Below are 26,235 nucleotides of genomic sequence, written 5' to 3' on the forward strand. Positions count from 1 at the left end.
CTACTTCGCCTTCCTCAGCCACCTCGGAAGCAACACGATGAAACGTGCGCCTTCTCGGAAGCTCGTGTCAAGGCAGATCGAACCGCCATGGCTTTCGGCGATGCGTTTGGCGAGCGACAAGCCGATTCCCGTGCCGCCATAGACCGTCTCATCCTTGTGCAGCCGCTGGAACACTTCGAAGATGCGCGTCGCAAACCGCGGATCGATGCCGATTCCGTTGTCCTCTACGACCAGTTCCACCGTTTGGTGCAAAACGCTGCCGTGGATGCGGATGACCGGAGGGCGGTCGGCGTGCCGGTACTTGATCGCATTGCCGACGAGGTTCTGGACCAGGCGGCGCAGCAGCTCGGGATCCCCTTCCAGTTCCGGCAGTGGGCCTACCTCGAAGGTTGCGTTTGCGTCGTTTGCGTCACCGGCGAGAATCGTCAACGTCTCCGAGACGACGTCGCTCAGCCGCACCTGGGTCCAGTCGGTGATGCGATGCGCGATCTGCGCATAGTCGAGCAGGCTGTCGACCACGCGGTTCATCCGCCGGACGCTGTCGCGCAGGTGCCGGGCATTTTCCGCAAGTTCGGTCTGATTGCCTGCCTTGAGGTCGTCTTCGATCATCTCGGAGAACATCGAGATGTGCCGAAGCGGCGCCTTGAGATCGTGGGAAACGGTGGCGGTGAACTGAGCGAGTGCCTCGTTCTTGTGTTCCAGTTCCTGCCGTTGCCGCTCGAGCGCGAGCTCGGCGCGCTTCAGATCCGTGACATCGACACGCGCGACGACCGTGTTGCCATCCTTGGCCTTGATGTTCTCCACTCTCAGCCAGCGGTCGTCGGCATAGCGGTGGATCTTCGGCTTTCCGTCCGGATAGCGGAAATCGCGCAGACGCGAGGCGATCCATTCGTTGCCTTCGCGCGTGCCCGGCAAGGCGTCCGGGTAGTGACCGCCCTGGCGCGCCAAGAGCAGGATTTCCTCGGCGGTGATGCCGGGCTTGAGTGCCGGACCGGCAGGCCCGCAGATCGCCTGATAGGCCCTGTTATAGACGACCAGCCGTTCCTCCCTGTCGAAGATGGCAAAGCCTTCAGGCATTGCTTCGAGGGCTGCATTCAGCATCTCGGAAGCCTTCTGCCGTTCGCTCACCGCTTCGGTCAGGTCCGAAACGTCTCTGATGATACCGATAAGCGCCAGTTCCTCGCCTTGGTCGTTGATCAGGGGCGTGGTGCGCAGATGCCCGGAAAATGTCGATCCGTCACGCCTGATATAAAGATAGTTCGAAGTCCGGGGGGCGGTTTCGTCCACGCGCGCCGCCCGGTTCTGCAGGCGCTTGGCATATTCCGCATCGGTCGCGTAGATCAGGCGCACGGATCTGTCGATGAACTCCGCGGACGGATAACCGAACTGGCGAAGTGCTGCATTGTTCGCGGAACGGATGATACGCTCGGCGTCGATGATGATCACGGGATCGGGAAACGTTTCGTAGAGCGCCTTGAAGACGAGATCTTCGTTCAACGCCGCCATGTCCCTCTCCCTATTCCATAGATGTGTATCTCAGCAGAAAAAAGGCCCGGCGAAAACCGGGCCGACCTATTCAATTGAAGGAATGGTAAAACTCAGTTGGCGCGCACTACGGCGTCACCCTGTGCCGCAAGTGCGGCCAGATCGGCCGGCTTCAGCTCGACCGATTCGCCACATCCGCAGGCGGATGTCTGGTTGGGATTGTGGAAGGTGAATCCGGAGCGCAGCGTCGTCACTTCGAAATCCATCTGCGTGCCGAGCAGATAGAGCACGGCTTCCGGCGCAATCCAGACCTTGGCGCCCTGATGCTCGATCAGGTCGTCCTTGGGGTTCGGCTCGGTCACGAGATCGACGGCATATTCCATGCCGGCGCAGCCACCCTTCTTGATGCCGACGCGAATGCCCTTGGCATCGGCGCCGGAATTCTCGACGATCGCACGCACTCGGCCGGCAGCGGCATCGGTCAGGCTCATCACGGCAAAGCCCATGGGCTCATTCTCCTTGTCGTCACCGGGGTAAAGGCCCGGCGCCTTACAGAATCAAATGTAGTATCCGTGCCTTAACGGATCAATACGCGAGGCTCAGTACCACCCGACGGCGACCTGTGCTTCCTCTGACATGCGGTCCGGCGTCCACGGCGGATCGAAGGTCATTTTGACCTCCACACCTGAGACGCCCTCGACGGCGCCGACGGCGTTCTCGACCCAGCCCGGCATCTCGCCCGCCACCGGGCAGCCGGGTGCTGTCAGCGTCATGTCGATCTTGACCATGCGGTCGTCTTCGATGTCGATCTTGTAGATGAGACCGAGTTCGAAGATGTCGGCCGGGATTTCCGGGTCGTAGACGGTCTTCAGCGCCGCGATGATGTCGTCGCTGAGGCGCGCAATCTCTTCGGTTGGGATCGCCGAATGCACGATGCCCTCGCGGACGTCGACCTTTTCTTCCGTTGCATCAAGGCTCATGTCGGCCTCCTGGACTTTCTCTAGTGGTTCAGCAGATTGGGATAAATCCCTGAACCTTTTACAAACTTCTTAGGCGAAGAACTTTCGTGCATGCTCCAGCGCGTCGACCAGCGCATCGACCTCGGCCCGTGTGTTGTAGAGCCCGAAGGATGCACGGCATGTGGAGGTCACGCCGAAACGTTTCAAGAGCGGCTGGGCGCAATGGGTACCGGCGCGAACAGCGACACCGGCACGGTCGATCACCATCGACACATCGTGCGAATGAATGCCGGCAAGCTCGAAGGCGAAAATGCTGCCCTTGTCGGGCGTGTTGCCGAAGACCCGCAGCGAATTGACCGACGAGAGGCGCTCGCGCGCATAGGCCGTCAGATCGGCTTCATGCGCCTGGATCGCTGCACGACCAAGCTTGTCCATGTAATCGAGCGCATAGCCAAGGCCGATTGCCTGCACGATCGGGGGCGTGCCGGCCTCGAACCGGTGCGGCGGATCGTTGTAGGTAACATAATCCTCGGTCACCACCTCGATCATCTCACCGCCGCCGAGGAACGGTCGCATCTCCTTCAGCCGGTCCGTCTTGCCGTAGAGCACACCGACACCGGAGGGGCCGTAGAGCTTGTGGCCGGTCATCACATACCAGTCGCAGTCGATGTCCTGGACATCGACCGGCATGTGCACGGCGCCCTGGCTGCCATCGACCAGAACCGGAATCCCGCGCTCGCGGGCGATGCGGCAGATTTCCTTGACCGGAACGACGGTTCCGAGCGCATTCGACATATGGGTGATGGCGATGAGCTTGGTCTTGTCCGTCAGGCACTTGACGAAATCTTCGACGTGCAACGCGCCGTCGTCATCGACCGGGATCCAGACGAGCTTGGCGCCCTGGCGTTCGCGGATGAAATGCCAGGGAACGATGTTGGAGTGGTGCTCCATGATCGACAGTACGATCTCGTCACCCTCGCCAAGCTTCGGCATGCCGTAGCCATAGGCGACCGTGTTGATCGCCTCGGTCGAGGACTTGGTGAAGATGACGTTGTCGACCGATGGGGCATTGAGGAAGCGGCGCACCTTTTCGCGTGCCGCCTCATAGGCTTCCGTCGCGGCATTCGACAGGTAATGCAGGCCGCGATGGACGTTGGCGTATTCGTTGGAATAGGCATGAGAGATCGCATCGATCACGACCTGTGGCTTCTGTGCCGATGCGCCGTTGTCGAGATAGACGAGCGGCTTGCCGTAGACGGTTTTCGACAGGATCGGAAAATCCTTGCGGATCGTTTCGACGTCGTAGGCGGGCACCGGTACAGAGTGTTCCATGTCTTCAATCCAATTTCGCCACGTCGCCGCGCGTCCCTGAGAACGCGCTAAGCGCACTGCAACATGTTGAAGTCCTGCGCAATTTTACCCCAAATCGACGCCGATTTAAGGAATTACGCAGACAGCCCGTCAGGCGTGCTTGTCGAGCCAGGTCGAGATGACCTCTTCCAGCGCCTCGACCAGCGCCTCGTCATCTTCCAGCTCTTCGACGATCTCGGCAACAAAGGCATTGACGAGCATGGCCCGAGCCTTGTTTTCCGGAACACCGCGCGCCATCAGGTAGAAGAGCTGCGTGTGGTCGATATCGGCAACCGTCGCACCGTGCCCGCACTGCACGTCGTCGGCGAAGATCTCCAGCTCAGGCTTCGCCGAGAGATCGGCGTCGTCGGACAGAAGCAGCGTGTTGCATGCCATCTTCGCGTCGGTCTTCTGCGCGTCCTTGGCAACCAGGATCTTGCCCTGGAACACGCCCTTGGCACGATCGAACACGACGTTGCGGATGATCTCCGTCGACGTGGTGTGCGGTACGTTGTGGCCGAGCGTGAAGGTCACGTCCGTGTGGCTCTCGCCGCCGAGCAGGTTGATGCCGCGCAGTTTGAAATCCGCACCCTCGCCGCTCGTCTTGCCATGAATCTCCTGGCGCACCAGCTTGCCGCCGGCGTTGATCACGAAGAGATGCAGCTTGGCATTCTTGCCGAGGTCGAAGCGGATCTGGCCGAGATGGGTATCGGCAGCGCCCTGCTGCTGCAGGATGATCCAGATGACATCGGCACCGTCGGCGAGCGTAATGTCGCTAACGGAGGAGACGAAGCTCTCGCCGTCTTTGGTCGACAGATGCCGCTCGATCACGGTTGCCTTGGCGTTGGCGCCGAACGTCACCGGGAAGCGCGTATGCGCCTGGCCGACACTCTGTACCAGCTGAATTTCCAGTGGATTTTCGACCGTTGCATCATCGCCGACGGCGATTTCGAGACCGCCGCGCACGAGACCGCCGTTGATGCGGCCGATCGCGTCGTCAAAGCCGAGCACAGCGAGGCCAGCCGTGGCCGAACCGTCGAGCAGGCTGTCGACATAGGAGCGGACCGTCACGCCCTCGGGAAGGTTGCCCTTGACCTCGGCCTGGCCGTTTCGGACCGAAAACACCGTCGAGCCCGGAACCAGCGCGTCGACGCGATCGGCAAAAGCCGTCGGATCGGTAGCCGGCACCGCGCGCAGCAGCGTGCGCAGGTCGGTGTAGTGCCAGGATTCGACACGGCGGGTCGGCAGACCCGCAGTCCTCAGTTCGTGCACCAGCGTGTCGCGAACCGAAAGCACCGAACCGTCACCCGGCAGATCGCCGATCTGCGCGGTATAGGCGTCGACGAGCGCCGTCTCGGCCGCCGTCATCTTGATTGCCTGTTGCATATTCATTCGAACACTCCTTCAACAGGCTCTAAGCTGCGGCCTCGATGATATCCGCGTAGCCGTTGGCTTCGAGTTCGTGCGCCAGCGTCTTGTCGCCCGACTTGATCACCTGGCCCTTGTAGAGGACGTGTACGGTGTCCGGCACGATGTAGTCGAGCAGGCGCTGGTAGTGGGTGATGACGACGACGGCGCGATCCGGCGAACGCAGGGCGTTGACGCCGTCGGCGACGATCTTCAGCGCATCGATGTCGAGGCCGGAGTCGGTTTCGTCGAGCACGCAAAGCTTCGGCTGGAGCAGCGACATCTGCAGGATTTCGGCGCGCTTCTTCTCACCGCCGGAGAAGCCGACGTTGAGCGGGCGACGCAGCATTTCCGGTGCGATCTTCAGCTCGGCAGCGGCTTCCTTGACGCGGCGCATGAATTCCGGCGTCGTCAGCTCGTCTTCACCGCGATACTTGCGCTGTTCGTTCATCGCCACCTTCAGGAACTGCATGGTGGCAACGCCCGGGATTTCGACCGGGTACTGGAAGGCAAGGAAGATGCCCTTGGCCGCACGCTCGGACGCGTCGAGTTCCAGGATGCTTTCGCCGTTGTAGAGGATGTCGCCTTCGGTGACTTCGTAATCTTCGCGGCCCGAGAGGATGTAGGAGAGCGTCGACTTGCCGGAGCCGTTCGGGCCCATGATGGCGGCAACTTCGCCGGCCTTCACGGTCAGGTTCAGGCCACGGATGATCTCGGTGCCGTCTTCGGCGATGCGGGCGTGCAGGTTCTTGATTTCAAGCATTTCTATCGTCCTCTTGGGAAACGAACGTTCGTTCGCGCGCAAACTCTCGGTGCGCGCCATTCAATTTTCAGTCCAGGGCCTTAGCCCACCGAGCCTTCAAGCGAGATGCCGATCAGCTTCTGCGCTTCGACGGCGAATTCCATCGGCAGTTCCTGGATGACTTCCTTGACGAAGCCGTTGACGATCAGCGCGATCGCCGCTTCGGTCGGGATGCCGCGCTGCAGGCAGTAGAACAGCTGGTCCTCGGAAATCTTCGACGTCGTGGCTTCGTGCTCGAACTGTGCCGTCGAGTTCTTCGCCTCGATGTAAGGAACGGTATGCGCGCCGCACTTGTCGCCGATCAGCAGCGAATCGCACTGGGTGAAGTTGCGGGCATTCTCGGCCTTGCGGTGGGCCGAAACCTGGCCGCGATAGGTGTTTTCCGAGACGCCGGCAGCAATACCCTTGGAGACGATGCGGCTCGACGTGTTCTTGCCGAGGTGGATCATCTTGGTGCCACTGTCGATCTGCTGGTGACCGTTGGACACCGCGATCGAGTAGAACTCGCCGCGCGAACCGTCGCCGCGCAGGATGCAGGACGGATACTTCCAGGTGATCGCCGAACCGGTTTCGACCTGCGTCCAGGAGATCTTGGAGTTCTTGCCACGGCAATCGCCACGCTTGGTGACGAAGTTGTAGATGCCGCCCTTGCCTTCCTTGTCGCCCGGATACCAGTTCTGGACCGTCGAGTACTTGATCTCTGCGTCATCGAGCGCAACGAGTTCGACGACGGCGGCATGAAGCTGGTTCTCGTCGCGCTGCGGTGCGGTGCAGCCTTCGAGATAGGACACGTAGGCGCCCTCTTCGCAGATGATCAGCGTGCGCTCGAACTGGCCGGTGTTCTTCTCGTTGATACGGAAGTAGGTGGACAGTTCCATCGGGCAACGAACGCCCTTCGGCACGTAGACGAAGGAGCCGTCGGTGAAGACTGCGGAGTTCAGCGTCGCATAGTAGTTGTCGGTCGTCGGAACGACGGAACCGAGATACTTCTTGACGAGATCTGGGTGCTCGCGGATCGCCTCGGAGATCGACATGAAGATCACGCCGGCCTTCTTCAGCTCTTCCTTGAAGGTGGTAACGACCGAGACGCTGTCGAAGACGGCGTCGACGGCGATCTTCGACTTCTGCACGCCGGCCAGGATTTCCTGTTCCTTCAGCGGAATGCCGAGCTTTTCGTAGACCTTGAGGATCTCGGGGTCGACCTCTTCAAGCGACGTCGGACCCGTGATGCCCTTCGGCGCCGCGTAGTAGTAGATGTCGTTGAAGTCGATCTTGGGATAGCTGACACGAGCCCAGGTGGGCTCATCGAGCGTCAGCCAGCGGCGATAGGCCTCAAGACGCCATTCCAGCATCCATTCCGGCTCGTTTTTCTTCTCGGAGATGAAGCGAATGATGTCTTCCGAGAGACCCTTCGGGGCCTTCTCGACTTCGATGGTCGTCTCAAAACCGTATTTGTACTGGTCAACGTCGATCTGACGGACCTGATCAATGGTCTCCTGCACGGCAGGCATGTCGTTCTCCAATCTTGCCGGATCCAAGGTCCGGCAGCTTGTCAACACGATGCGTTTGGCACACCGCTTATGTAATGGCTAAAAGGCGCTTTTCACCCTGTTTGCCAAGCGGAAAATTGCTTTTCCGCAATTTCGTCCGGTCGTTCCGCTCAGGCTGCTTGTCCGGGCGCTCGTCTTCTTGCTGCTACCTTTGCAAAGACCGCGGCGCAACGGTCGATATCAGCCTGTGTCGTGCCCTCGCCGATCGAGATTCGAAGTGCGCCCTGGCGCGGATCGTAACCCATCGCCGTCAGCACGTGGCTCTGCCCGACCTTGCCCGAGGAGCAGGCGGAACCCGCCGACAACGCCACACCTTCGAGATCGAAGGCAATCTGCCCGGTCTCGGCCTTGAGGCCAGGAAGCGTGAAGAAGATCGTGTTGCCAACGCGCGAAACGTCGCGGCCGTGAATAACCACGTCGGTTGCCGCGGCCAGCATCTCGCCTTCGAGCATGTCGCGCAACGCGCTGACCACGCCCATTCGTTGGCCGACATCTTCGCCGACCTTCCGGGCGGCCGCTGCAAAGCCGGCAATCGCCACCGGATTTTCAGTCCCGGAACGGTGCCCCTTTTCCTGTCCGCCGCCGCGGATCAGCGGTGCGGGCATCATAACCTCGCCGCGCGCCACCAGCGCGCCGGCGCCCTTCGGGCCGCCGATCTTGTGCGAGGAGACGATCAGGAAATCGGCGGCGAGGTCTTCAATCGAAAGCGGCACGCGGCCGGCGGCCTGCACCGCGTCGACGACGAGAATGCCGCCATGGGCGCGAACGATCTCGGCGATCGCGGCGATCGGCTGGATGATGCCCGTCTCGTTGTTGACCAGCATGACGGCAACCATCGGCAAGCCGAGCTGGCGATCATGCGCGGATAACAGCTCCCTCAGCACCGGGAGATCGACGACGCCGTCTGAAATCACCGGGATTTCGCTGAGGGCTTCGCGCGGAAAGCGTCCGCCTTCGCGCACGGCCGGGTGCTCGATCGCCGAGGCATAGAGCCGGCCGATCTTCAGCGGCGTGCGGCCCATGCGGAAATCGGGCGTAAGCACCAGGTTGGCCGCTTCCGTGGCGCCGCTGGTAAAGATGACGCTGCCAGGCTTGGCGCCGCAGAGCGCTGCCACGTCGCGACGGGCGTTTTCGATCAACGTGCGCAACGCGCGGCCCTCTCCGTGAACGGAAGAAGGGTTGCCAAGGAGGTCGAGCGCCGACAGGCAAGCCTCGCGCGCTTCGGGCAGAAGCGGCGCCGTGGCGTTCCAGTCCATATAGATGCGCGAACTCGACATGATTTCCTTCGCTAGATCAACAGGTCACAGGCCCGCAACCTCTGGCGATGCATTTTCCTTGAATTTTCCGCGCCGCTTGCCTTATGAGACGAAGCACAAGGCGGAATGCCCGCACAGAAGTTTTGAACGGTTCTAAACTAGGTTTTAGAAAAGCTGACTGCTTTCGTCAAGACTCATCGCGATCTGAACCCAAGATTCGAACCAGGAACACTCCCGGAGAGCCAATGCCCGAAATCATCTTCAACGGACCCGCCGGCCGCCTCGAAGGCCGTTATCAGCCTTCGAAGCAGAAGAGCGCGCCGATCGCCATCATCCTGCACCCGCACCCGCAGTTCGGCGGCACGATGAACAACCAGATCGTCTACCAGCTCTTCTATATGTTCCAGAAGCGCGGCTTCACCACGCTCCGGTTCAACTTCCGCGGCATCGGCCGCAGCCAGGGCGAATTCGACCACGGCGCCGGCGAGCTTTCGGATGCGGCATCCGCGCTCGACTGGGTGCAGAGCCTGCATCCGGATTCGAAGAGCTGCTGGGTTGCCGGCTATTCCTTCGGTGCCTGGATCGGTATGCAGCTCCTGATGCGCCGCCCGGAAATCGAAGGATTCATGGCCGTCGCGCCACAGCCGAACATCTACGACTTCTCGTTCCTCGCGCCCTGCCCGTCCTCGGGTCTGATCATCAACGGCGATTCCGACAAGGTTGCGCCGGAAAAGGACGTCAACGGCCTCGTCGAGAAGCTGAAGGCGCAGAAGGGCATTCTCATCACCCACAAGACGGTGCCCGGCGCCAACCACTTCTTCAACGGCCAGGTCGAAGGCCTGATGACGGAATGCGAGGACTACCTCGACCGTCGCCTCAACGGCGAACTGACACCGGAGCCGGCCGCCAAGCGTATTCGCTGAAAACCCGGGCCACGTACAGGAGCGCCGCGTACCCCTTCGGGTGCGCGGCGTTTTTTATGGACAAATGCGCCCCATGGTCGTGCGCCCGAAGGCTGCAAAAACTCTCACCCGATAGGATGAGTTTCAGCGCCGTGTGATCGGCGTATAGTGCAAGTCTAGGCTGTCTGGGTGGGGCAGAGCCGAGCAGCATTCACGGGAGGGAGCCATGTCGCAGGTGTCGAATGTGTCGGCGTGCGAGCCGAGGTGGCTAACCCTGCCCGCCACTCCGCAGCTTCCGGCTGGCGGACGTGAGGGTGTTGTCGAGCTCGCGGACGCCAGGATCTGGCACGCGGTGTATGGTTCGGGTGCTCCCGTCATTTTGCTACATGGCGGGCTAGGCAATTCCGACTATTGGGGGCTTCAGGTCACGGAGCTCGCCAAAACCTGTCAGGTCATCGTGATGGACAGCCGGGGTCACGGACGCAGCTCCCGAGGTAGTGGGAGCATGAGCTATGATCTCATGGCAGGCGATGTCATGGCACTGATGGCTCACCTGAGGTTGCCAAAGGCGGTCATCATCGGTTGGAGCGACGGCGCGATTATCGGGCTCCTGCTGGCGATGGGGCATCCCGATCTCATAGCCGGTGTCTTTTCCTTCGGGGCAAACAGCAATCCATCCGGAACACACGATTTTACCAAGAGCGTCGTCTTCAACGCCTATATCGCGCGAACGGGCGAAGAGTACGCCCTGCTGTCGTCGACGCCAGGGGGATTTAAGCGCTTCTTCGACGAGATGATGGCGATGTGGACTTCGCAGCCGAACATCACGGCCGACGACCTTCAGAAAATCCGGGTCCCTGTCTGGGTGGTGGATGGCGACCATGAGGAAGCCATCAAACGGGACGACACGCTGTTCATCGCCGACAACATTCCGGGGGCCGGCCTGTTGATCCAGCCTGAGGTCAGCCATTTTTCGATACTGCAGAACCCGCACCAGTTCACCGAAGACATCCTCCGGTTTCTCCGAGAGAAATGCATCGCCTAGACGCCGGTCGTCTATGACCGCCCGATCCAGTGTGGAACGCTTGGGTTGACGACCGTGGTCGGTGCTTCGGCACATTCGACACGGTTGCGACCGTTGGCCTTGGCTGTATAGAGCGCCTCGTCGGCGCGCTGTATCACCGGATCGAGCGCCTCGCCGATGCCGACGGCCGTGACGCCGAAGCTCGCCGTCACCCTTGCTGCTTCCGGAAGTCCGCCGATCTGCTGGGACATGATCGCCGCACGCATGCCGTGGGCGACGACGCGCGCTTCGGATAGATCCGTGCAGGGCAGAAACACCGCGAACTCTTCGCCGCCGAGACGGCCGGCGACGGCGCGGTTGGGCATCACGTCCATCAGCACCCGGGCGAATCGGCGAATGACTTCGTCGCCCGTGAGGTGGCCATAGGTGTCGTTGACCAACTTGAAGCGATCGAGGTCGGCGAGAATGACTGTTCCCGGCGTCTGGGTGGTGCGGGCGTGCAGGAGCGGCATGACCCGTTCGATGAAGCCACGGCGATTGTAGAGGCCGGAGAGCAGGTCGATTTCCGAGCGCGCCTGCGCGTCGTCGACAATCTCCTTGACCATCACGCCGAGCATGGCAAGGCCGGCGCCGACGATGAGGATCGCACCGAGCGCCTGCGAGATGAGCGCAAACGGGCTGGAAACATAGTCCTGGGCCGTTACGCCCGAGCCTGCGACGACCGCGGCATAGATCTTTACGAGGTAGTAGGCGGCCGAGAGCGCCAGCAGGCCGAACAACAGCCAGTCAAAGAAGGTGCGACGGCCGGAGCGAAGGACGACCGATGCCGTCCACGCCTGGATCACGACAAAGGGCGCCTGGTACGGGATCGCATGCTCCCAGGTGCCTCTCGGCAGGTCGTAGATCGCCAGGTCCAGGGAAACGCCGGCGACGAAGAAGGCGCCGAGCAACGGCACGCGCACCGGCACTTGATAGAAAAGGCCGAGGCCAAAACGCAGAAGACAGAAGCCGCCGAGCACGCAGGCAAAGGCGCTGACGGCAAAGAGCCGCGGGGTCGAGGAAAAGGGAACGATCGTTTCGCAGACGGCTGCAAGCGAGGCGACGGCAAATCCGGCAGCGCACCAGAGCGCCGCACGCCGCTGCCGGCTCTTTGCGGCAATGATGAGAAATGCGGCCGTGAAGATCTGCGCGATGATGAAATTCACGGCCAGCAGAGAAATCGCACCACCCATCGACGAACCCGAAACCCTCGTGCGGCACCAAGCCGCTCCTCGCCACCTCCAGTGGCAGCGGCTGAGATCCTAATTCGCTGTTGCGAAAATTTGATTAATCCGTTGGGATGACGGACTTATGGCGAAACGCGAGATCAACTTCAAGTTCCGCGCGCCGGCCGCCGCTGACCGGTTGCCGCACGCCCGTCGTACCCGGATAGGTAAGCGGCAGGCCTCGCAAGGCACGCACGGCGAGGTAGGCCCAGGCCTCGGCCTCCATCGAATCGCCGTTGAAGCCCACCGCCTCCGCCGCAAGCACTGTCGCGCCCTCTACTTCGGCAAGCGAAGCGAGGTCACGCATGATCACCGGATTGAGCCGGCCGCCGCCGCAGACGACATAGGTGACTGGCCGCTGTGGCAAGTGCCCCGCCGATTTGATGATCGCTGCCGCCGTGACATGGGCAAGCGTACGTGCGCCGTCGGCAAGGCTCGCATCGCTTCCGGCCGGCGGTGCAAAATCGCTCCGGTCCAGAGAGCGGCGCGTGGCCGCGGAGAAGAAGGCATTGGTGAGATAGCGTTCGGCAAGCGCCGGCAGCACCGTTCCCTCGCTGGCGATCATGCCGCCCTGGTCGAAGGGAATGCCGGCATGCGCTTCGACCCACTGGTCGATCAGCGTGTTGCCGGGACCGCTGTCATAGGCAATGAGCGTCTCGCCTTCGCCGATGAAGGTCAGGTTGGAAATGCCGCCGATGTTGACGAAGACAACCGGTGCTGGAAGGCCGGCCGCGCCTCGCGCCAGTGCCGCGTGGTAGGCGGGGATCAGCGGCGCGCCCTGCCCTCCATGTTCCATGTCGTTGGCGCGCATGTCGTAGACGACATCGATGCCCGTTTCTCCGGCAAGGAGCGCGCCGTCGCCGATCTGCACCGTCAGGGCCTCGTCCGGGCGGTGCAGCACGGTCTGTCCGTGAAAGCCGAGCACGTCGATATCAGCCGCCGACAGGTTGTTCTGTTTGAGGAAGGTCTTGACCGCTTCTGCGTGTCGCAGCGTCAGGTCGCGCTCAAGCGCATCAAGGGCGCCCGGCCTTTGGTCACGTTGCGTGATCGCCTTCGCTTCAACCAGTCCCTGCTTCAAACGATCCCGAAATTGCGCGTCGTAGGGAAAGCTGGCAGATGGTCCGCGCTCGACGACGGTCTCCCCGTCGGTTCGCAACAGGGCCACGTCGATGCCGTCCATGCTCGTGCCACTCATCAGGCCGATTGCGGTTCTTGTCTGTGTCATGCGGGTCAATATTTCCAGAATCACTTTTGAAGTGATTATGCGCAAAAACAGTGCTAAACGCCCGTTCGTTCAAAAACTCCCCCCGCAAGAGAGACAGATCATGTCCGGTTTCAAGTCCGATTTCCTTCACACCCTCAGCGAGCGTGGCTTCATCCACCAGATCTCCGACGAGACTGGCCTGGACGAACTGTTCCGGAAGGAAACCGTGACGGCCTATATCGGCTTCGACCCGACGGCGCCGAGCCTGCATGCCGGCGGCCTGATCCAGATCATGATGCTGCACTGGATGCAGGCGACCGGCCACCGGCCGATCTCGCTGATGGGCGGCGGCACCGGCATGGTCGGCGACCCGTCCTTCAAGGACGAGGCTCGCCAGCTGATGACGCCGGCGACGATCGACGCCAACATCGCCAGCATCAAGACGGTGTTCTCCAACTACCTCAGCTATGGCGAAGGCCCCAAGGACGCGTTGATGATCAACAACGCCGACTGGCTGCTCGGCATCAACTACCTCGAATTCCTGCGCGACGTCGGCCGTCATTTCTCGGTCAACCGCATGCTGTCCTTCGACAGCGTCAAGACGCGGCTTGATCGCGAGCAGTCGCTGTCCTTCCTCGAATTCAACTACATGATCCTGCAGGCCTACGACTTCGTCGAGCTGCACAAGCGCACCGGCTGCCGCCTGCAGATGGGCGGCTCGGACCAGTGGGGCAACATCATCAACGGCATCGACCTCGGCCACCGCATGGGCACCGAGCAGCTCTATGCCCTGACCTCGCCGCTTCTGACCACCTCGTCGGGCGCAAAGATGGGCAAGTCGGTCAACGGCGCCATCTGGCTGAACCCGGACATGCTGTCGGCCTATGACTTCTGGCAGTACTGGCGCAACACCGAGGATGCGGACGTCACCCGCTTCCTGAAGCTCTACACGACCCTGCCTATGGCCGAGATCGATCGGCTCTCCGAGCTTGGCGGCTCTGAGATCAACGAGGTCAAGAAGATCCTGGCAACCGAGATCACCGCCATGCTGCACGGCCGACCGGCCGCCGAGCAGGCGGCGGAGACCGCTCGGAAGACTTTCGAGGAAGGCGCGCTTGCCGCCGACCTGCCTTCGGTCGAGATCCCGACGGCTGAGCTTGAAGCCGGCCTCGGCCTGCTGACGCTGATCGTACGCGCCGGTCTTGCCGCTTCCAACGGCGAGGCGCGTCGCCATGTCCAGGGCGGTGCCGTCAGGATCAACGACGAGGCCGTCAGCGACGAGCGTCGGATCATCGGCACCGGCGACGTGACCGCCGACAATGTCGTCAAGCTGTCGCTCGGCAAGAAGAAGCACATTCTGGTGCGCCCGGCCTGAACCGGAGCGCCACTCAAGAATTTGAAGGGCCGGCCCGACAGCGCCGCGCGTCTGTTAAGACGCGCAAAGGTCGCTGTAGAACTTTGAAGTGCTGCATGTTTTGTCCTTAAATCGGCGACGATTTAAGGACATGCAGTGCGTCGGCCTTCTTCATTGGAACTCGAAGATGCTGCGGAAGACGCCCGGCGCGATGATCGACAAAGGATTGATCGTCAGCTTCGGCTGGTTGAACGGGCCGTTGAGCTTGAAGGTGATGCCGAGCAGGCCGCGGTCGCGGCCGTTGCCGAGCAGCACGCCGATCAGCGGCAGTTCGCCGAAGATGCGGTTCAGCCCATAGGCCGGCATGAAAGTGCCAGTCATGTCCATGATGCCATTGTTGTCGCGCACCGTTCCCTGGAAGGTCGCGCCGACATCGGTGCCGCGCAGCACGCCGCCCTCGACGCGGATCGCGCCACGGTCGAGCGCCAGTTGCGCGAAGCCGCGTTCGAAGCGGGCCGAGCTGACGTCGATGTCACGGCGCACGGCCTGGTTCAGGCTTCGGCCGTCGGCACCGGTGGGCGTCGACACCATCGATTGCAGGCGCTGCTCGCCGACGAGCTGGAACTTTCGGATATCGACGCTGCCCCGCCAGGAGCGCCCGCCACGGTCACGCAGTTTGAGATTGAGCAGGCCGCCGCGCATGTTCTGGTAGATGTCGGCAAACCGCGCCAGCGCGCCGGCATCTCCCGTAGTCAGCTCTAGCGTGTTGTCGGCACCGGCCTTGGCGAGCCGGGCAACCAGCGCCTGACCGCTGCTCGTCACGGCCGAGAGGTTGACGTCCTCGATCTGACGTCCGCGCTCGCCGTAGACCAGATTGACGTTCGAGAGCGATTCGCCATTGAAACCGGTGACGCGATCGAGCTGGGCCTTGATGGCAATGTCGTCGCCACCACCCTGGTTCTGGTCGCTTCCGGTCTTCAATTGGGCCAGGATCGGCCTGATATCGGCTGCAGCGCCGCTGAGCGACGCCGTGTAGCCGCCCCTGGTGCGGTCGATGGAGACCTTGAAGTCGTCGCCCTGCGCCAGGCGGACATTGTCGAGATCCGCCGAGAGCAGACCGCCATCGTCGATCTGCAGCTTGCCGCGCGCACCAAAGCCGTCGCCGGCAACCGCGAAATTGCTGATTGTTGCGATCTTGCCGTCCATCGAGGACGTGAACTGCGCCTCGGCCGGAATCCCGACGCCCTTGCTCCAGCCGATCCAGGGAAGCGAGAGCTGGGCTTTCGTGAGGTCGATCTCTGCCGTCTGCCGGCTCGCCTCGTCGATTGCAACGTCGATCGTGATCGGTCCGGAAACGATCCGAGAAAGCCCAGGTATCAGTTTCTGCCAAACACCCTGCTCCAGCGAGCCCGAAATCTCGCGCGAACGCTTGACGGTCGAACCGGAATCGACCGGTTCCGTCAGCGCGACCTTGACCTTCGCGCCTTCGATACGGGCATCCGCATCGAGGACCGCCTGCTGATTATCGACCCGAAATGTACCGACGAGATCCTCTACGGCGCGCCCGAACATGGCCTTCTGGACGGTGACCTTATCGAGCTGCATCTGTACCTGATAGAGCGGCTTCGGCGGCTTCTGATCCGAGATCAGGCCGAAACGGGCGCCCACGACGGCGGTCAGAGGACCGCTGAAATCTTCCGGCAGCAGCGGGGTCTTTTGTAGCGCCTGAATCGGCTTGTAGCTCACGAGCTCGGCGATCGCATCGGCATCGCCGCCAACCTCGATCTTCATCTCCGCCATCAGTGGTTTCGTGTAGACGTCGGGAAGGATGAAGTCGCCGCCGTTGAGCGCGACCGCGCGTCCAGACGGGAAGAAGGCGGTCCCCTTCTCGATCTCGGCTGTCATGCGCTGGCCGCTCAGCTTGAACTTGCCGGAGGTGTCGCGCAGCGGGGGTATCTCGCCGGTGATGTTGATGCGCGTGTCGTCGATATCGAAGTTGATATTGAGCTCCTGCTCGTTGAGCTTGAGCTCGCCTTCGTTGGTGGCGATCCGCCCCTCGGCGACCGATACTTCGATGCGGGCATTGGTGACCGTGCCGCCGAAGAGGTTGGCGATCGCCCAGCGCCGCGCGCCCTTGGCCAACCACCACGGCCACAATTGCTTGACGGCGGTCGCCTCCATGCGATCGCTGACCGAGGCGAAGCTGATCTGCGGTGATGTCTTGCCGAAGGCGACGGAAAGCGATCCGAACATCGAACCGAGCGGGGTCGACACGGCGAGCTGGTCGAAGATCAGTTGGCGCTTGTCCGACACAAACCGGCCATTTGCCTTGGCATCGAAGATCAGTGGCGCGTCGGCGACGTCTTCCGGGGCGGAGCTTGCGTTCTTGAGCAGGAGGTCGATGGCAAACCCCTTCTCCGTTGCGCCGGCAATCTTGTCGAGGTCGATAATCGCTCCGGTAAACGGAAAGGTCGAACGGCCGATCTTGACGGCCGACGGCAGAATTTCGACGGACGAGCGCTCGAAGTCATAGGCGACGTCCATTTGCGAGGCATTGAGCGTCGAGACGAGGTTGCCTGCGTGGAACTCGCCCTTGGACGTGCGCACGGTCACGCGCAGATCCGGTTTCGCATTGCCCGCGGCCCGTGTCGCCTTCAGCGACAGCCCGGCCGATGCGACGACGCCGAAGGGCGGCTCCGAGCCGACTTTACCGTGGTAGAAGAACGGTGCGAGCGGCAGATTGGTGATCGACGCTTCGAAGCCGGTCATGTGCCCCTTGTCGCCAAGGGCGTCGGCGCTGAGATCGACGTCCACCCCGTCGACGGTGACGCTGCCCTTGACGCTCATCGAGCCGCCGGCGTCACGGTTGAACTCGAGCGCGTTGGCGACGACGGGCACGACGCGATCGCGGGAGCCGATGACGGAGAAGCTGAAATCCGACAGCGTGACCTTCTGGCTGCCGCGGCCGGCCGCCATCTGCGATATGCGGTCGACGTGGGAGAAGATTGCCTCCAGCGTATCGCCAACGTCGGCAATGCGGATCTTGGTGAGATCGAGCGGTTCGCCGCGCGGCAGCAACCCGGAATCGAAATCGCCGCCTTCCGCTTCGAGGTTGGAGACGGCGATGCGTCCGGTCATCAACGCCAGCGGGTCGAGCGCGATCGAGATCGCGCGGAGCTTGGCGACCGGCTGGCCTGAGGACGCTTCGCTGAGCGCCACTTCGCGGGCTCTGAGCGCAATCGCGCCGCTCGCGGTCATGCGCACCACAGTGCTGCCGACCTCTACGCGGTAGGCATCGCCGAGCGCTGCATTGAGTGCGGTGCGGGCGCGCGCGTTAAGCGTGCTGTCCATCACCCCGCTTTCGATGACGACAATGAGGATCGCCGCGATGGAAAGCGCGAGCAGCGATGTCAGCAGTGCGATCTTGGCACAGAAGCGCGCGGCTTTGTTCTTGCGCGGCGCGTGCACGATCATGGGTTCGTGCGCCTGCGCCGAAGGCAACGCATGCAACGCGACGATGTCTTTCTTGCGAAAGCCGACTTTTTCGCCGCGGATCTCACTCATCAGCGCGGGCGTCCTCCATACGATACGAGCTTCGTCGTCGCCCTCCGTCTCTGTCATTTCGGGGCGACCACTTCTCGCTTCTTGTAGACCACATGTCATCGTGCCGAGTCACCAAGGGACGCGGGACCATGCTGTGGAAAGCGACCACCTGCGATGGAATTCGCGCGCGCAGGCGACTGCAACGTTTCGTAGCGGCCCATGCCGTCCGAAACCTGTCGAATCTAGCACAAATGCGCTGGACGGCAGTCGACGATTTTCGCTATGCCCAAGAGCGCCGCGCGCCTTGTGGCGCGCAAATGTCGCTCGACTACCTTGAGCACTGCACGTTTTGCCCTCTGGTCGGCAAAGACCAATGAAAACATGCAGTAGCGCGCGATTGTCTGCAAAACTTGGCGGAAGGAAGGTTTAATCATGGCAAGACCCGGTCCCGGAGATGTCGCTCCCGACTTCACCCTGCCGCGTGACGGCGGCGGTACGATTTCGCTCTCGGCCCTGCGCGGCCGCCCGGTTGTTCTGTTCTTCTATCCGAAGGACGATACGCAGGCCTGCACGCTTGAGGCGATCTCGTTTTCGGAACTTGCCGACGAATTCGCCGCAGCCGGCATAGCCCTGATCGGGCTTTCGCCCGATTCGGTGAAGAAGCACGACCGCTTCGCCAAGAAGCACAACCTGACGGTGCCGCTCGCTGCCGACGAGGAGAAATCGGTCGTCGAAGCCTATGGCGTCTGGGTCGAGAAGATGATGTACGGGCGCAAGTACATGGGGGTCGAGCGCAGCACCTTCCTGATCGGCGCCGACGGCGTCGTCGTCAGGGTTTGGGAAAAGGTGAAGGTGGACGGCCACGCCCGCGAGGTCCTTGACGCCGCAAAGGCGATCTGAGGGCGCCGATGACCGAGTTGCCCGTGTTCCACAGCCTCCGGGGCGGTGCAGTCGAAGCGATCCGCGCCGCCGACCTCGAGGTCAAGACGGCGCTCGCGCAGGAAGCCGCCCGGCGCTGGCAGCGCCGCACGCTGTCGCTGCGCTCGCCGCTCGACCGGCCGGTGCCGGTGCGCCCGGGCCGACCGGACAAGCCGGTGCTGACGCCACCGACGCAGGTCAAGCGCCGGTCTCTCGGTTCGCTGAAGGGCCGAATCGCACTTCTGCACTCCATCGCCCATATCGAATTGAACGCCGTCGATCTCGCCCTTGATATCGTCGCCCGCTTTGCAACCGAGCCGGTGCCCAATTCCTTCTTCGACGGCTGGATGCGTGTCGCCTTCGAAGAGGCGAAGCACTTCCGCATGGTCCGCCAGCGCCTGAACGACCTCGGCGCCGACTATGGCGACCTGCCTGCCCATGACGGCCTCTGGCAGGCGGCGCACGATACGCGCAACGACCTGACGGCGCGGCTCGCCGTCGTGCCGCTCATTCTCGAAGCGCGCGGTCTCGACGTGACGCCAGCGCTTCAGGCCAAGATGCGCGAAACCGGCGACTTCGAGAGTGCGGCCGTGCTCGACGTCATCTACGAGGACGAGAAGGGCCACGTCGCCGTTGGCGCCAAATGGTTCCGCTTTCTCTGCGCCCGCGAGAAGAAGGACCCGGCAGCGACCTTCCAGCAGCTGGTGCGCGCCAATTTCCGCGGTCCCCTGAAGGCGCCGTTCAACGATATCGCCCGCGCCGAGGCCGGCCTGACGCCGTCGTTCTACCGCTCGATGACCGCTTCGACCAATCGATAGCGGGCATCACCTTCCCGCAATCTTGCTTACCGATTGTTAACCCTAACAAAGTGTAATGATCCCCAGGTGATGCGAGGCAACGCGCACATGGCGGGAGAGAACGGGTGTCTGGACATCAGGCAAATCGTACCTTTGGAAAACGCAAGCAGAATCACGTCCTGATCCTGGCCAGCGGCGACAAGGTCCGGCACATGACCGTGCGCCCGTGGATGGCGGCGATCGCTGTCTCCTTTGCAGGCGTCTGCAGCATCGGCTATCTCGCGGCCACTTCCTATCTGGTTTTGCGCGACGACCTGATCGGCGGCACGATTGCCCGCCAGGCCCGCATGCAGCATGAATACGAAGATCGGATCACCGCGCTGCGGGCGCAGGTCGATCGGGTCACCAGCCGGCAACTGCTCGACCAGCAAGTGGTCGAGGAAAAGGTCGAGAAGCTGCTGCGCCAGCAGATGGCGCTGACCTCGCGCAACGGAAAGCTCGGCGCCCTGGTCGAAAGGGCCGAAAATTCCGGCGTCACGACCGCAACCGATGCGCCTGCGGCCGTCGAGCCGCTTGCCTATGAAAAACGCGCCGATGCGAGCAGCAGCGGCAGTGTCAAGGCGATTGAGAAGCTGATGGGACTGACCGTTGCGCCGGTCAGTGCTGCGGCTGTCCCCGCCCTCGCCTATGCAGCACCCGATGCCGGCGAATCAAGTTCCGACCGCGCCGACCGGATTTTCTCAAAAGTGACGCTCTCGCTGAAGGATGTCGAGCGCGAGCAGATGACACGGGTCCAGCGACTGACGGACGGTGCGGCGAAGACGTCGGATGCGATTCGCTCGATCGTCGGGCGCACCGGTGTCGACCTGCCCGTTGACGATGTCGCCGAGTTGATTCCGGCCAACGACATATCCGGCTCCGCCGAGACGGCGATCGGCGGTCCCTTCGTCGAGCCTGTGAACGATGACGATTTTGGCCGTTCGCTTGCCGCGCTCGATACCGCACTCCTGGAGCTCGACCGCACGCGCGCCGAGGTCCGCAAGCTGCCCTTCGGCAACCCCTCGCCGGCCAGCGACATCACCAGCGATTTCGGCAACCGGCTTGATCCGTTTCTCGGGCGTCTGGCGCTGCATGCCGGCATCGACTTTCGCGCAACGGTCGGCACGCGCATCCGCTCGGCAGCGCCTGGAACGGTGACCAATGCAGGGTTGACGGGCGGCTATGGAAACATGGTCGAGATCGACCATGGCAATGGTGTCGCGACGCGCTACGCCCACCTTTCCACCGTGCTGGTGAAAGCCGGCGACCGGGTGAAGGCTGGCGAAGTCATTGCCAAGTCCGGCAACACCGGGCGCTCCACCGGACCGCACCTGCACTATGAAATCCGGCTGAACGGCAATGCCGTGGATCCCATGCGGTTTCTGGATGCGAGCACCAACCTTGCAAGCTATATGAACTGACGCTACCGCGCGGTTCCGCTTGACAAGAAATGCGACAGATTCGCCACTATTTACCTTTTACTGCTTCAACGTGCTGGATTTCTTGACTTTCGGCGGCGTTCAGCTTAAGAGCGCGGCCACGTGCTCGTGCGTTTTCCATCGATCGATCAGTGTTCTATTGAACCGGAACGGAAACAGATTTCCCTTTGACCAATTTTGCTGACCTTGGCCTGAGCCAAAAAGTTCTCTCCGCTGTCACCGATGCGGGCTACACAATCCCGACCCCGATCCAGACAGGCGCTATCCCGCCGGCGCTGCAGCGTCGTGATATTCTGGGCATCGCCCAGACGGGCACGGGCAAGACCGCTTCGTTCGTGCTGCCGATGCTGACGCTGCTCGAAAAGGGCCGCGCCCGCGCGCGCATGCCGCGTACGCTCATTCTGGAGCCGACGCGCGAACTCGCCGCACAGGTCGCAGAGAACTTCGACAAGTACGGCAAGAACCACAAACTCAACATCGCGCTTCTGATCGGCGGCGTGTCCTTCGACGAGCAGGACCGCAAGCTTGAGCGTGGCGCTGATGTGCTGATCTGCACGCCCGGCCGCCTGCTCGACCACTTCGAGCGCGGCAAGCTGCTGATGAGCGGCGTGGAAATCCTGGTCATCGACGAGGCCGACCGTATGCTCGACATGGGCTTCATTCCCGATATCGAGCGCATCGCCAAGCTGATCCCGTTCACGCGCCAGACGTTGTTCTTCTCGGCGACGATGCCGCCGGAAATCCAGAAGCTTGCCGACCGCTTCCTGCAGAACCCGGAGCGCGTCGAAGTCGCCCGCCCGGCTTCCACGGCTCAGACGGTGACGCAGCGCTTCGTTGCAGCGCATGCCAAGGATTACGAGAAGCGCGCGGTACTGCGTGATCTGATTCGCGCCCAGGACGAACTGAAGAACGCGATCATCTTCTGCAATCGCAAGAAGGATGTCGCCGACCTCTTCCGTTCGCTCGACCGCCACGGCTTCTCCGTCGGTGCGCTCCATGGCGACATGGACCAGCGGTCGCGCATGACGATGCTGGCCAACTTCAAGGACGGCAACATCAAGCTGCTCGTCGCCTCCGACGTTGCGGCCCGCGGCCTCGATATCCCTGATGTCAGCCACGTCTTCAACTTCGACGTTCCGATCCATGCGGAAGACTACGTCCACCGCATCGGCCGTACCGGCCGTGCCGGCCGCTCGGGCGCGTCCTTCACGCTGGTGACCAAGCGCGACACGAAATTCTCCGACGCCATCGAAAAGCTGATCGGCCAGAAGGTCGAATGGCTGAACGGCGACCTTTCCAATCTGCCTGAGCCGATGGAAAGCCACGATACCGGCCGCCGTGAACGCGGTCGTGATGGCCGCAAGGACCGGAAAAAAGATGGGGATCGCGGCTCCAAGGCCCGTTCCGATCATAAATCCGATACCGTGCGCGCCGATAGTGAGGCCGAAATTGAAACAGTCGTGGAAAGGGCGGAATCGGTGAAACCGGCACGCAGCGCAGAGAACAAGCAGGCACAGAACAACCGTGGCGATCGTCCGGTGCGTGCATCGAACCCTGCCAACGACGACAATCGCGACCGCCGCAACCGTCACCGCCGCGACTATGACGACGGCCCGACGCCCGTCGGCTTCGGCGACGAAATCCCTGCCTTCATGCTGATTGCCGGCAAGGCCTGATCCGAAAGGATGGGCCAGCCGGGCATCGATTTTCCGGGCTTCGGCTGCGGACTTGTCATCGTGCGCGATGGCAAGATTCTGCTCTACAGGCGCGTCAATGCGCCTGAGGCCGGGCATTGGAACATCGTCGGCGGCAAGGTCGATCACATGGAGCGTTCGCAGGCTGCGGCCTGCCGCGAGGCCGAAGAAGAATCCGGCCTCAAGATTGGCTCGACCGAATTCCTCTGCCTCAGCGAACAGGTGATCGACGCTGACCGCCAGCACTGGATCTCTATGATCTATGTGACCCGGGATTGCTCAGGTGAACCTCAACTCACCGAACCGGACAAGCTTTCCGAATTCGGCTGGTTTAGCCTCGACGCCCTGCCCCAACCGCTATCCCGCTTTACCGCCGATGCCGCCGATGCCTTGCGCAGGCATGAACAGGGCGTCGCCGCATAGCAGCCGCCCACCGGGGCCGGTGTTCTTCGTACGTCCCTCGTTCTGTGCATTGCTGGTGCCGCTGTCGGCGGCGTTCCGCGGGCACCAACGGATCCGGCCGATGTCACTTGGGCGCGCCGATGGGAAACGTGGTGATCGTGTCAATATTTTCATCTGAGGCGCAGCTGCCGCGCATAGGCTGGACGGCCTACTTCCTGGAGCGTAGCGCCGCCTCATAGGCAAGCCGCACCCACCGCGCCATCTCGTCCGGATCATCGAATGCGTCGTCCGGAATGCTCCAATAGGGCATCTTCACCGGCTTGCCCTTGCCGTCATAGGCCCATTGCCGCGAACCGGCCGCCTCCAGCGCCGGCGCTGTTTGCTCGTCGCCCTTCAGCAGAATTTCGCCATCGACCTCAAGGGCGAAGATCACACCCTGGCAATAAATGCCCTTGCCGCCGAACATCCGCTTGATGGTCACCGGCCCGAGGACCGCGAACATGTCTTCGATTGCGGCATTATCCACGCGTCTGTTCCTCCAAGATACCGCCGGCGGCGACGATCTGTTCCGGCGTGTCGAGATCGAGGCGCGCCGCCGCGCCGAGTTCGACATCGATGACCGGCAGCCCGCTCTTTTCGATAATGTGCCTTGCACCAACGTCTCCGACCAGTTGCTTGATCGCCGAAAATGTCTGTCGCGGCAGGATCACCGGATTGCCGCGCTGTCCGCCTGCGGTCGCGCGGATGATGGAGCGGCCACCTTCGGCGACGAAACGTTCGATGAGCCGGCACAGATCGTCGCCGGTTATCCCGGGCATGTCTGCAAGCATCACCAGCATGCCCGGCGCCCGCGCCCCGACTGCCGAAAGCCCGGCCGTCAGCGAAGAGGCCATGCCCGAAATGTAGTCGGGGTTGGAAACGAACGTCACCGGCAGCCCTTGCAGCGCGTGGCGGATATCGGCCTCGCGGTGGCCGGTCACGACGCTGACCTTGCCCGGAGCGGCCTTAAACGCGGCTTCGACGCTGCGGCGCACGAGCGGCACGCCATCGAAAGTTGCGAGAAGTTTGTGCCCGCCGTCAGCGCCCATACGGCTGGCCCGGCCAGCGGCCAGAACGACGACTGAAACCGAGCCGGATGACAACTCCGTTGCATGTTCGCGTGGCTGCGGCCGGGTCGGGATCTCACTCAACAAGCCGCCGACGCCAAGGCCGGTAATATCGTCGAAGCTCGGCCACTCGCCGGCGAGGATCCGGTCGAGGATCCAGTCGAAACCATTCTCGCGCGGGCTGCGGGCGCAGCCGGGTGCACCGATGACCGGCGTTTCGCCGACGCGGCCGAGAACGAGAAGATTACCGGGGTCAACAGGCATTCCCACATGATCGACCACGCCGCCGGCCCGCCGGATCGCCGCCGGAATGACGTCTTCGGGATCGGCGACCGCCGAAGCGCCGAAGACGATCAGCAGGTCGTGCGTTGATCGCATTTCGGCGATCGCCGCCCCCACGGCGTCTTCGCTATGCGCGACGCGCCGTTCGGTGAAGAGTTCGCTTCCGGCCTGTCGCAGCCGCGCCGCGAGGATGGCATGGGTCTTGTCCATGACCTGGGATTTGAGGTTCGGCAACTCCGTTGCTATCAAGGCCGCGCGACGCGGCGCAAACGGCTTGACCTCGAAGGCGCGATGGTCGCGCAGAAGCCTCTCCGCCTGCTCGACGAAGGCGCCGGCGACCGCAAGCGGGATGATCTTGATCGTTGCGACCATATCGCCGGGCTGCACCGGCATATGGTCGTCGAGACAGGCGAAGGTGATGGAGGGATCTAGGCGGTTCAAGCGATCGACAATTTCGCGGCTCGCAACGAAGAGGCCTGCGACCTCGGAATAGACGTTGACGCGGCCGGTCGCTGCCCGCGAAAACCGGAGATGATCGGGGGCTATGGAAGCGGCAATGCGCGTGGCTGCCTCGTCTTCCGGGAGGTCGCCGGCATCAAGGCGGGCGGCCACCACCTCCACGACGCCTGAAGCGGTCAAAGCGACGATGTCGGCGGCTGTGACCCGGTGCCCCTTCGGCAGCCTGGCATCACCGACCTTCACCGCATGCGCGAGCATCGCGCCCTCTGCTTCTGCGACCTTGATCGGGCCGAACCTCATACTCCACTCCCTGCGGAAGCAACGTCCCGCCGTCGCAGCGCCTCGATGATTTCGGCGAGGATCGCAACCGCGATTTCGGCAGGACTTGCCGCGCCGATATCGAAACCGATCGGCGCACGGATGCGGGCCATGTCAGCATCGGCGACACCCGCATGCCGCAGTCTTTCGATCCGTGTGGCATGTGTCTTGCGGCTGCCGAGCGCACCGACATAGAAACAACCGGCCGACAGTGCCGCCCGGATCGGTTCGTCGTCGATCTTCGGGTCATGCGTCACGGCTGCAAGTGCCGTGAAGCGGTCGAGCGGTCTGAGTTTCAGGGCGTCCTCCGGCCAATCGGCGATGAGGTCGACGCCGGCAAAACGTTCCGGCGTGGCAAAGGCCGTACGCGGATCGATGATGGTCATGTCGAAGCCGGCAACGGGCGCAAGCTGCGCCAGGGCCTGTGAAATATGCACCGCGCCGATGACGAGGATGCGCGGCGGCGGCAGGTAGACATTGAGGAAGAAGGAGCCCTGCCCGGTTTCGACGATCCCGGCTCGGCCGGACCGCAAGGCACGGGCAACGGCTTCGCGCCAGGGTTCTGGACAGTCGTCGCCTTCGAGGTAGACGCGGACACTACCGGTAAGATCGCTGGCGGTGACGGCGGCGCGGCGGGCCGCGCGCGCAAGATTGAGTGTTTCCAGGATCGCCCGTTCCAT

23 protein-coding genes are annotated in these 26,235 nt (G+C 62.6%); 9 read left to right on the plus strand and 14 right to left on the minus strand.

Features of this window, described 5'->3' with window-relative positions; genetic code table 11:
• The 8 genes from IB277_RS07415 to IB277_RS07450 all read right to left on the minus strand — a co-directional run bounded on the left by IB277_RS07415 (position 1) and on the right by IB277_RS07450 (position 8,830).
• The gene (locus IB277_RS07415) at positions 1-1,506 is read right to left on the minus strand and encodes an ATP-binding protein (RefSeq protein ID WP_090293834.1); all 1,506 of its coding nucleotides are present in this window, start codon (positions 1,504-1,506) and stop codon (positions 1-3) included.
• Positions 1,507-1,598: 92 nt separating this feature from the next.
• A complete protein-coding gene (sufA, locus tag IB277_RS07420; protein ID WP_034794319.1) occupies positions 1,599-1,991 on the minus strand; it encodes a Fe-S cluster assembly scaffold SufA in 393 nt (130 codons plus the stop codon).
• Between the two features lie 93 nt (positions 1,992-2,084).
• Positions 2,085-2,465, minus strand: coding sequence for an SUF system Fe-S cluster assembly protein (locus tag IB277_RS07425; RefSeq protein WP_034794321.1), 381 nt, complete (start codon positions 2,463-2,465; stop codon positions 2,085-2,087).
• Positions 2,466-2,534: 69 nt separating this feature from the next.
• Positions 2,535-3,776: a cysteine desulfurase gene (locus tag IB277_RS07430; protein WP_090293835.1), complete on the minus strand. Its 1,242-nt coding sequence runs from the start codon at positions 3,774-3,776 to the stop codon at positions 2,535-2,537.
• Positions 3,777-3,905: 129 nt separating this feature from the next.
• On the minus strand, positions 3,906-5,186 hold the full coding sequence (gene sufD / locus IB277_RS07435) for a Fe-S cluster assembly protein SufD (RefSeq protein WP_034794325.1): 1,281 nt from the start codon (positions 5,184-5,186) through the stop codon (positions 3,906-3,908).
• Between the two features lie 22 nt (positions 5,187-5,208).
• Complete coding sequence (gene sufC / locus IB277_RS07440) at positions 5,209-5,964, minus strand: Fe-S cluster assembly ATPase SufC (protein WP_034794631.1); 756 nt, start codon at positions 5,962-5,964, stop codon at positions 5,209-5,211.
• An 80-nt stretch (positions 5,965-6,044) separates the two neighbouring features.
• Positions 6,045-7,514, minus strand: a complete 1,470-nt coding sequence (gene sufB, locus IB277_RS07445) for a Fe-S cluster assembly protein SufB (RefSeq protein WP_060520765.1) — start codon at positions 7,512-7,514, stop codon at positions 6,045-6,047.
• 149 nt (positions 7,515-7,663) lie between these two features.
• Positions 7,664-8,830: a cysteine desulfurase family protein gene (locus IB277_RS07450; protein WP_060520764.1), complete on the minus strand. Its 1,167-nt coding sequence runs from the start codon at positions 8,828-8,830 to the stop codon at positions 7,664-7,666.
• Positions 8,831-9,054: 224 nt separating this feature from the next.
• On the opposite strand from IB277_RS07450, the gene IB277_RS07455 reads away from it, so the two are divergent.
• Both IB277_RS07455 and IB277_RS07460 read left to right on the plus strand, forming a co-directional pair.
• The gene (locus IB277_RS07455; protein WP_034794344.1) at positions 9,055-9,732 is read left to right on the plus strand and encodes an alpha/beta hydrolase; all 678 of its coding nucleotides are present in this window, start codon (positions 9,055-9,057) and stop codon (positions 9,730-9,732) included.
• A 205-nt stretch (positions 9,733-9,937) separates the two neighbouring features.
• Positions 9,938-10,756 (plus strand): alpha/beta fold hydrolase, encoded by an 819-nt coding sequence (locus tag IB277_RS07460; RefSeq protein ID WP_110819180.1) that lies wholly within the window; start codon positions 9,938-9,940, stop codon positions 10,754-10,756.
• Between the two features lie 11 nt (positions 10,757-10,767).
• Here the strand turns inward: IB277_RS07460 and IB277_RS07465 are convergent, their stop codons facing one another.
• Entirely contained in the window at positions 10,768-11,967 is a 1,200-nt protein-coding gene (locus IB277_RS07465) for a diguanylate cyclase (protein ID WP_060585115.1), read from the minus strand.
• Between the two features lie 94 nt (positions 11,968-12,061).
• Positions 12,062-13,225, minus strand: a complete 1,164-nt coding sequence (locus IB277_RS07470) for an anhydro-N-acetylmuramic acid kinase (RefSeq protein ID WP_090293838.1) — start codon at positions 13,223-13,225, stop codon at positions 12,062-12,064.
• Positions 13,226-13,325: 100 nt separating this feature from the next.
• On the opposite strand from IB277_RS07470, the gene tyrS reads away from it, so the two are divergent.
• Positions 13,326-14,579 (plus strand): tyrosine--tRNA ligase, encoded by a 1,254-nt coding sequence (tyrS, locus tag IB277_RS07475; protein WP_034794357.1) that lies wholly within the window; start codon positions 13,326-13,328, stop codon positions 14,577-14,579.
• Positions 14,580-14,729: 150 nt separating this feature from the next.
• Here the strand turns inward: tyrS and IB277_RS07480 are convergent, their stop codons facing one another.
• On the minus strand, positions 14,730-18,122 hold the full coding sequence (locus IB277_RS07480; RefSeq protein WP_090294410.1) for a DUF3971 domain-containing protein: 3,393 nt from the start codon (positions 18,120-18,122) through the stop codon (positions 14,730-14,732).
• A 128-nt stretch (positions 18,123-18,250) separates the two neighbouring features.
• Between IB277_RS07480 and IB277_RS07485 the strand changes: the two genes are divergently transcribed.
• From IB277_RS07485 to IB277_RS07510, 6 genes are all read left to right on the plus strand, one after another.
• Positions 18,251-18,478: a hypothetical protein gene (locus tag IB277_RS07485; RefSeq protein WP_143034188.1), complete on the plus strand. Its 228-nt coding sequence runs from the start codon at positions 18,251-18,253 to the stop codon at positions 18,476-18,478.
• 55 nt (positions 18,479-18,533) lie between these two features.
• Positions 18,534-19,001 (plus strand): peroxiredoxin, encoded by a 468-nt coding sequence (locus IB277_RS07490; protein ID WP_090293840.1) that lies wholly within the window; start codon positions 18,534-18,536, stop codon positions 18,999-19,001.
• 8 nt (positions 19,002-19,009) lie between these two features.
• Positions 19,010-19,837, plus strand: a complete 828-nt coding sequence (locus IB277_RS07495; protein WP_034794364.1) for a ferritin-like domain-containing protein — start codon at positions 19,010-19,012, stop codon at positions 19,835-19,837.
• Between the two features lie 104 nt (positions 19,838-19,941).
• Positions 19,942-21,276, plus strand: coding sequence for a M23 family metallopeptidase (locus tag IB277_RS07500; RefSeq protein ID WP_244546684.1), 1,335 nt, complete (start codon positions 19,942-19,944; stop codon positions 21,274-21,276).
• Between the two features lie 185 nt (positions 21,277-21,461).
• Positions 21,462-22,970: a DEAD/DEAH box helicase gene (locus IB277_RS07505; protein ID WP_034794369.1), complete on the plus strand. Its 1,509-nt coding sequence runs from the start codon at positions 21,462-21,464 to the stop codon at positions 22,968-22,970.
• A 9-nt stretch (positions 22,971-22,979) separates the two neighbouring features.
• Positions 22,980-23,411: an NUDIX domain-containing protein gene (locus IB277_RS07510; RefSeq protein WP_090293841.1), complete on the plus strand. Its 432-nt coding sequence runs from the start codon at positions 22,980-22,982 to the stop codon at positions 23,409-23,411.
• A gap of 187 nt (positions 23,412-23,598) precedes the next feature.
• Here the strand turns inward: IB277_RS07510 and IB277_RS07515 are convergent, their stop codons facing one another.
• The 3 genes from IB277_RS07515 to IB277_RS07525 are packed head-to-tail and all read right to left on the minus strand — an operon-like array spanning position 23,599 to position 26,235.
• Positions 23,599-23,916, minus strand: a complete 318-nt coding sequence (locus tag IB277_RS07515) for a TfoX/Sxy family protein (protein ID WP_034794374.1) — start codon at positions 23,914-23,916, stop codon at positions 23,599-23,601.
• Positions 23,909-25,537: an NTP transferase domain-containing protein gene (locus IB277_RS07520; protein ID WP_090293842.1), complete on the minus strand. Its 1,629-nt coding sequence runs from the start codon at positions 25,535-25,537 to the stop codon at positions 23,909-23,911. The genes IB277_RS07515 and IB277_RS07520 overlap by 8 nt, the downstream gene beginning before the upstream one ends.
• Positions 25,534-26,235 carry an XdhC family protein gene (locus tag IB277_RS07525; RefSeq protein ID WP_192370935.1) on the minus strand — a complete coding sequence of 234 codons (702 nt, stop codon included), beginning with the start codon at positions 26,233-26,235 and terminating at the stop codon, positions 25,534-25,536. The genes IB277_RS07520 and IB277_RS07525 overlap by 4 nt, the downstream gene beginning before the upstream one ends.

This window comes from Ensifer sp. ENS07 (assembly GCF_014852185.1).
Classification (GTDB): Bacteria; Pseudomonadota; Alphaproteobacteria; order Rhizobiales; family Rhizobiaceae; genus Ensifer; species Ensifer adhaerens.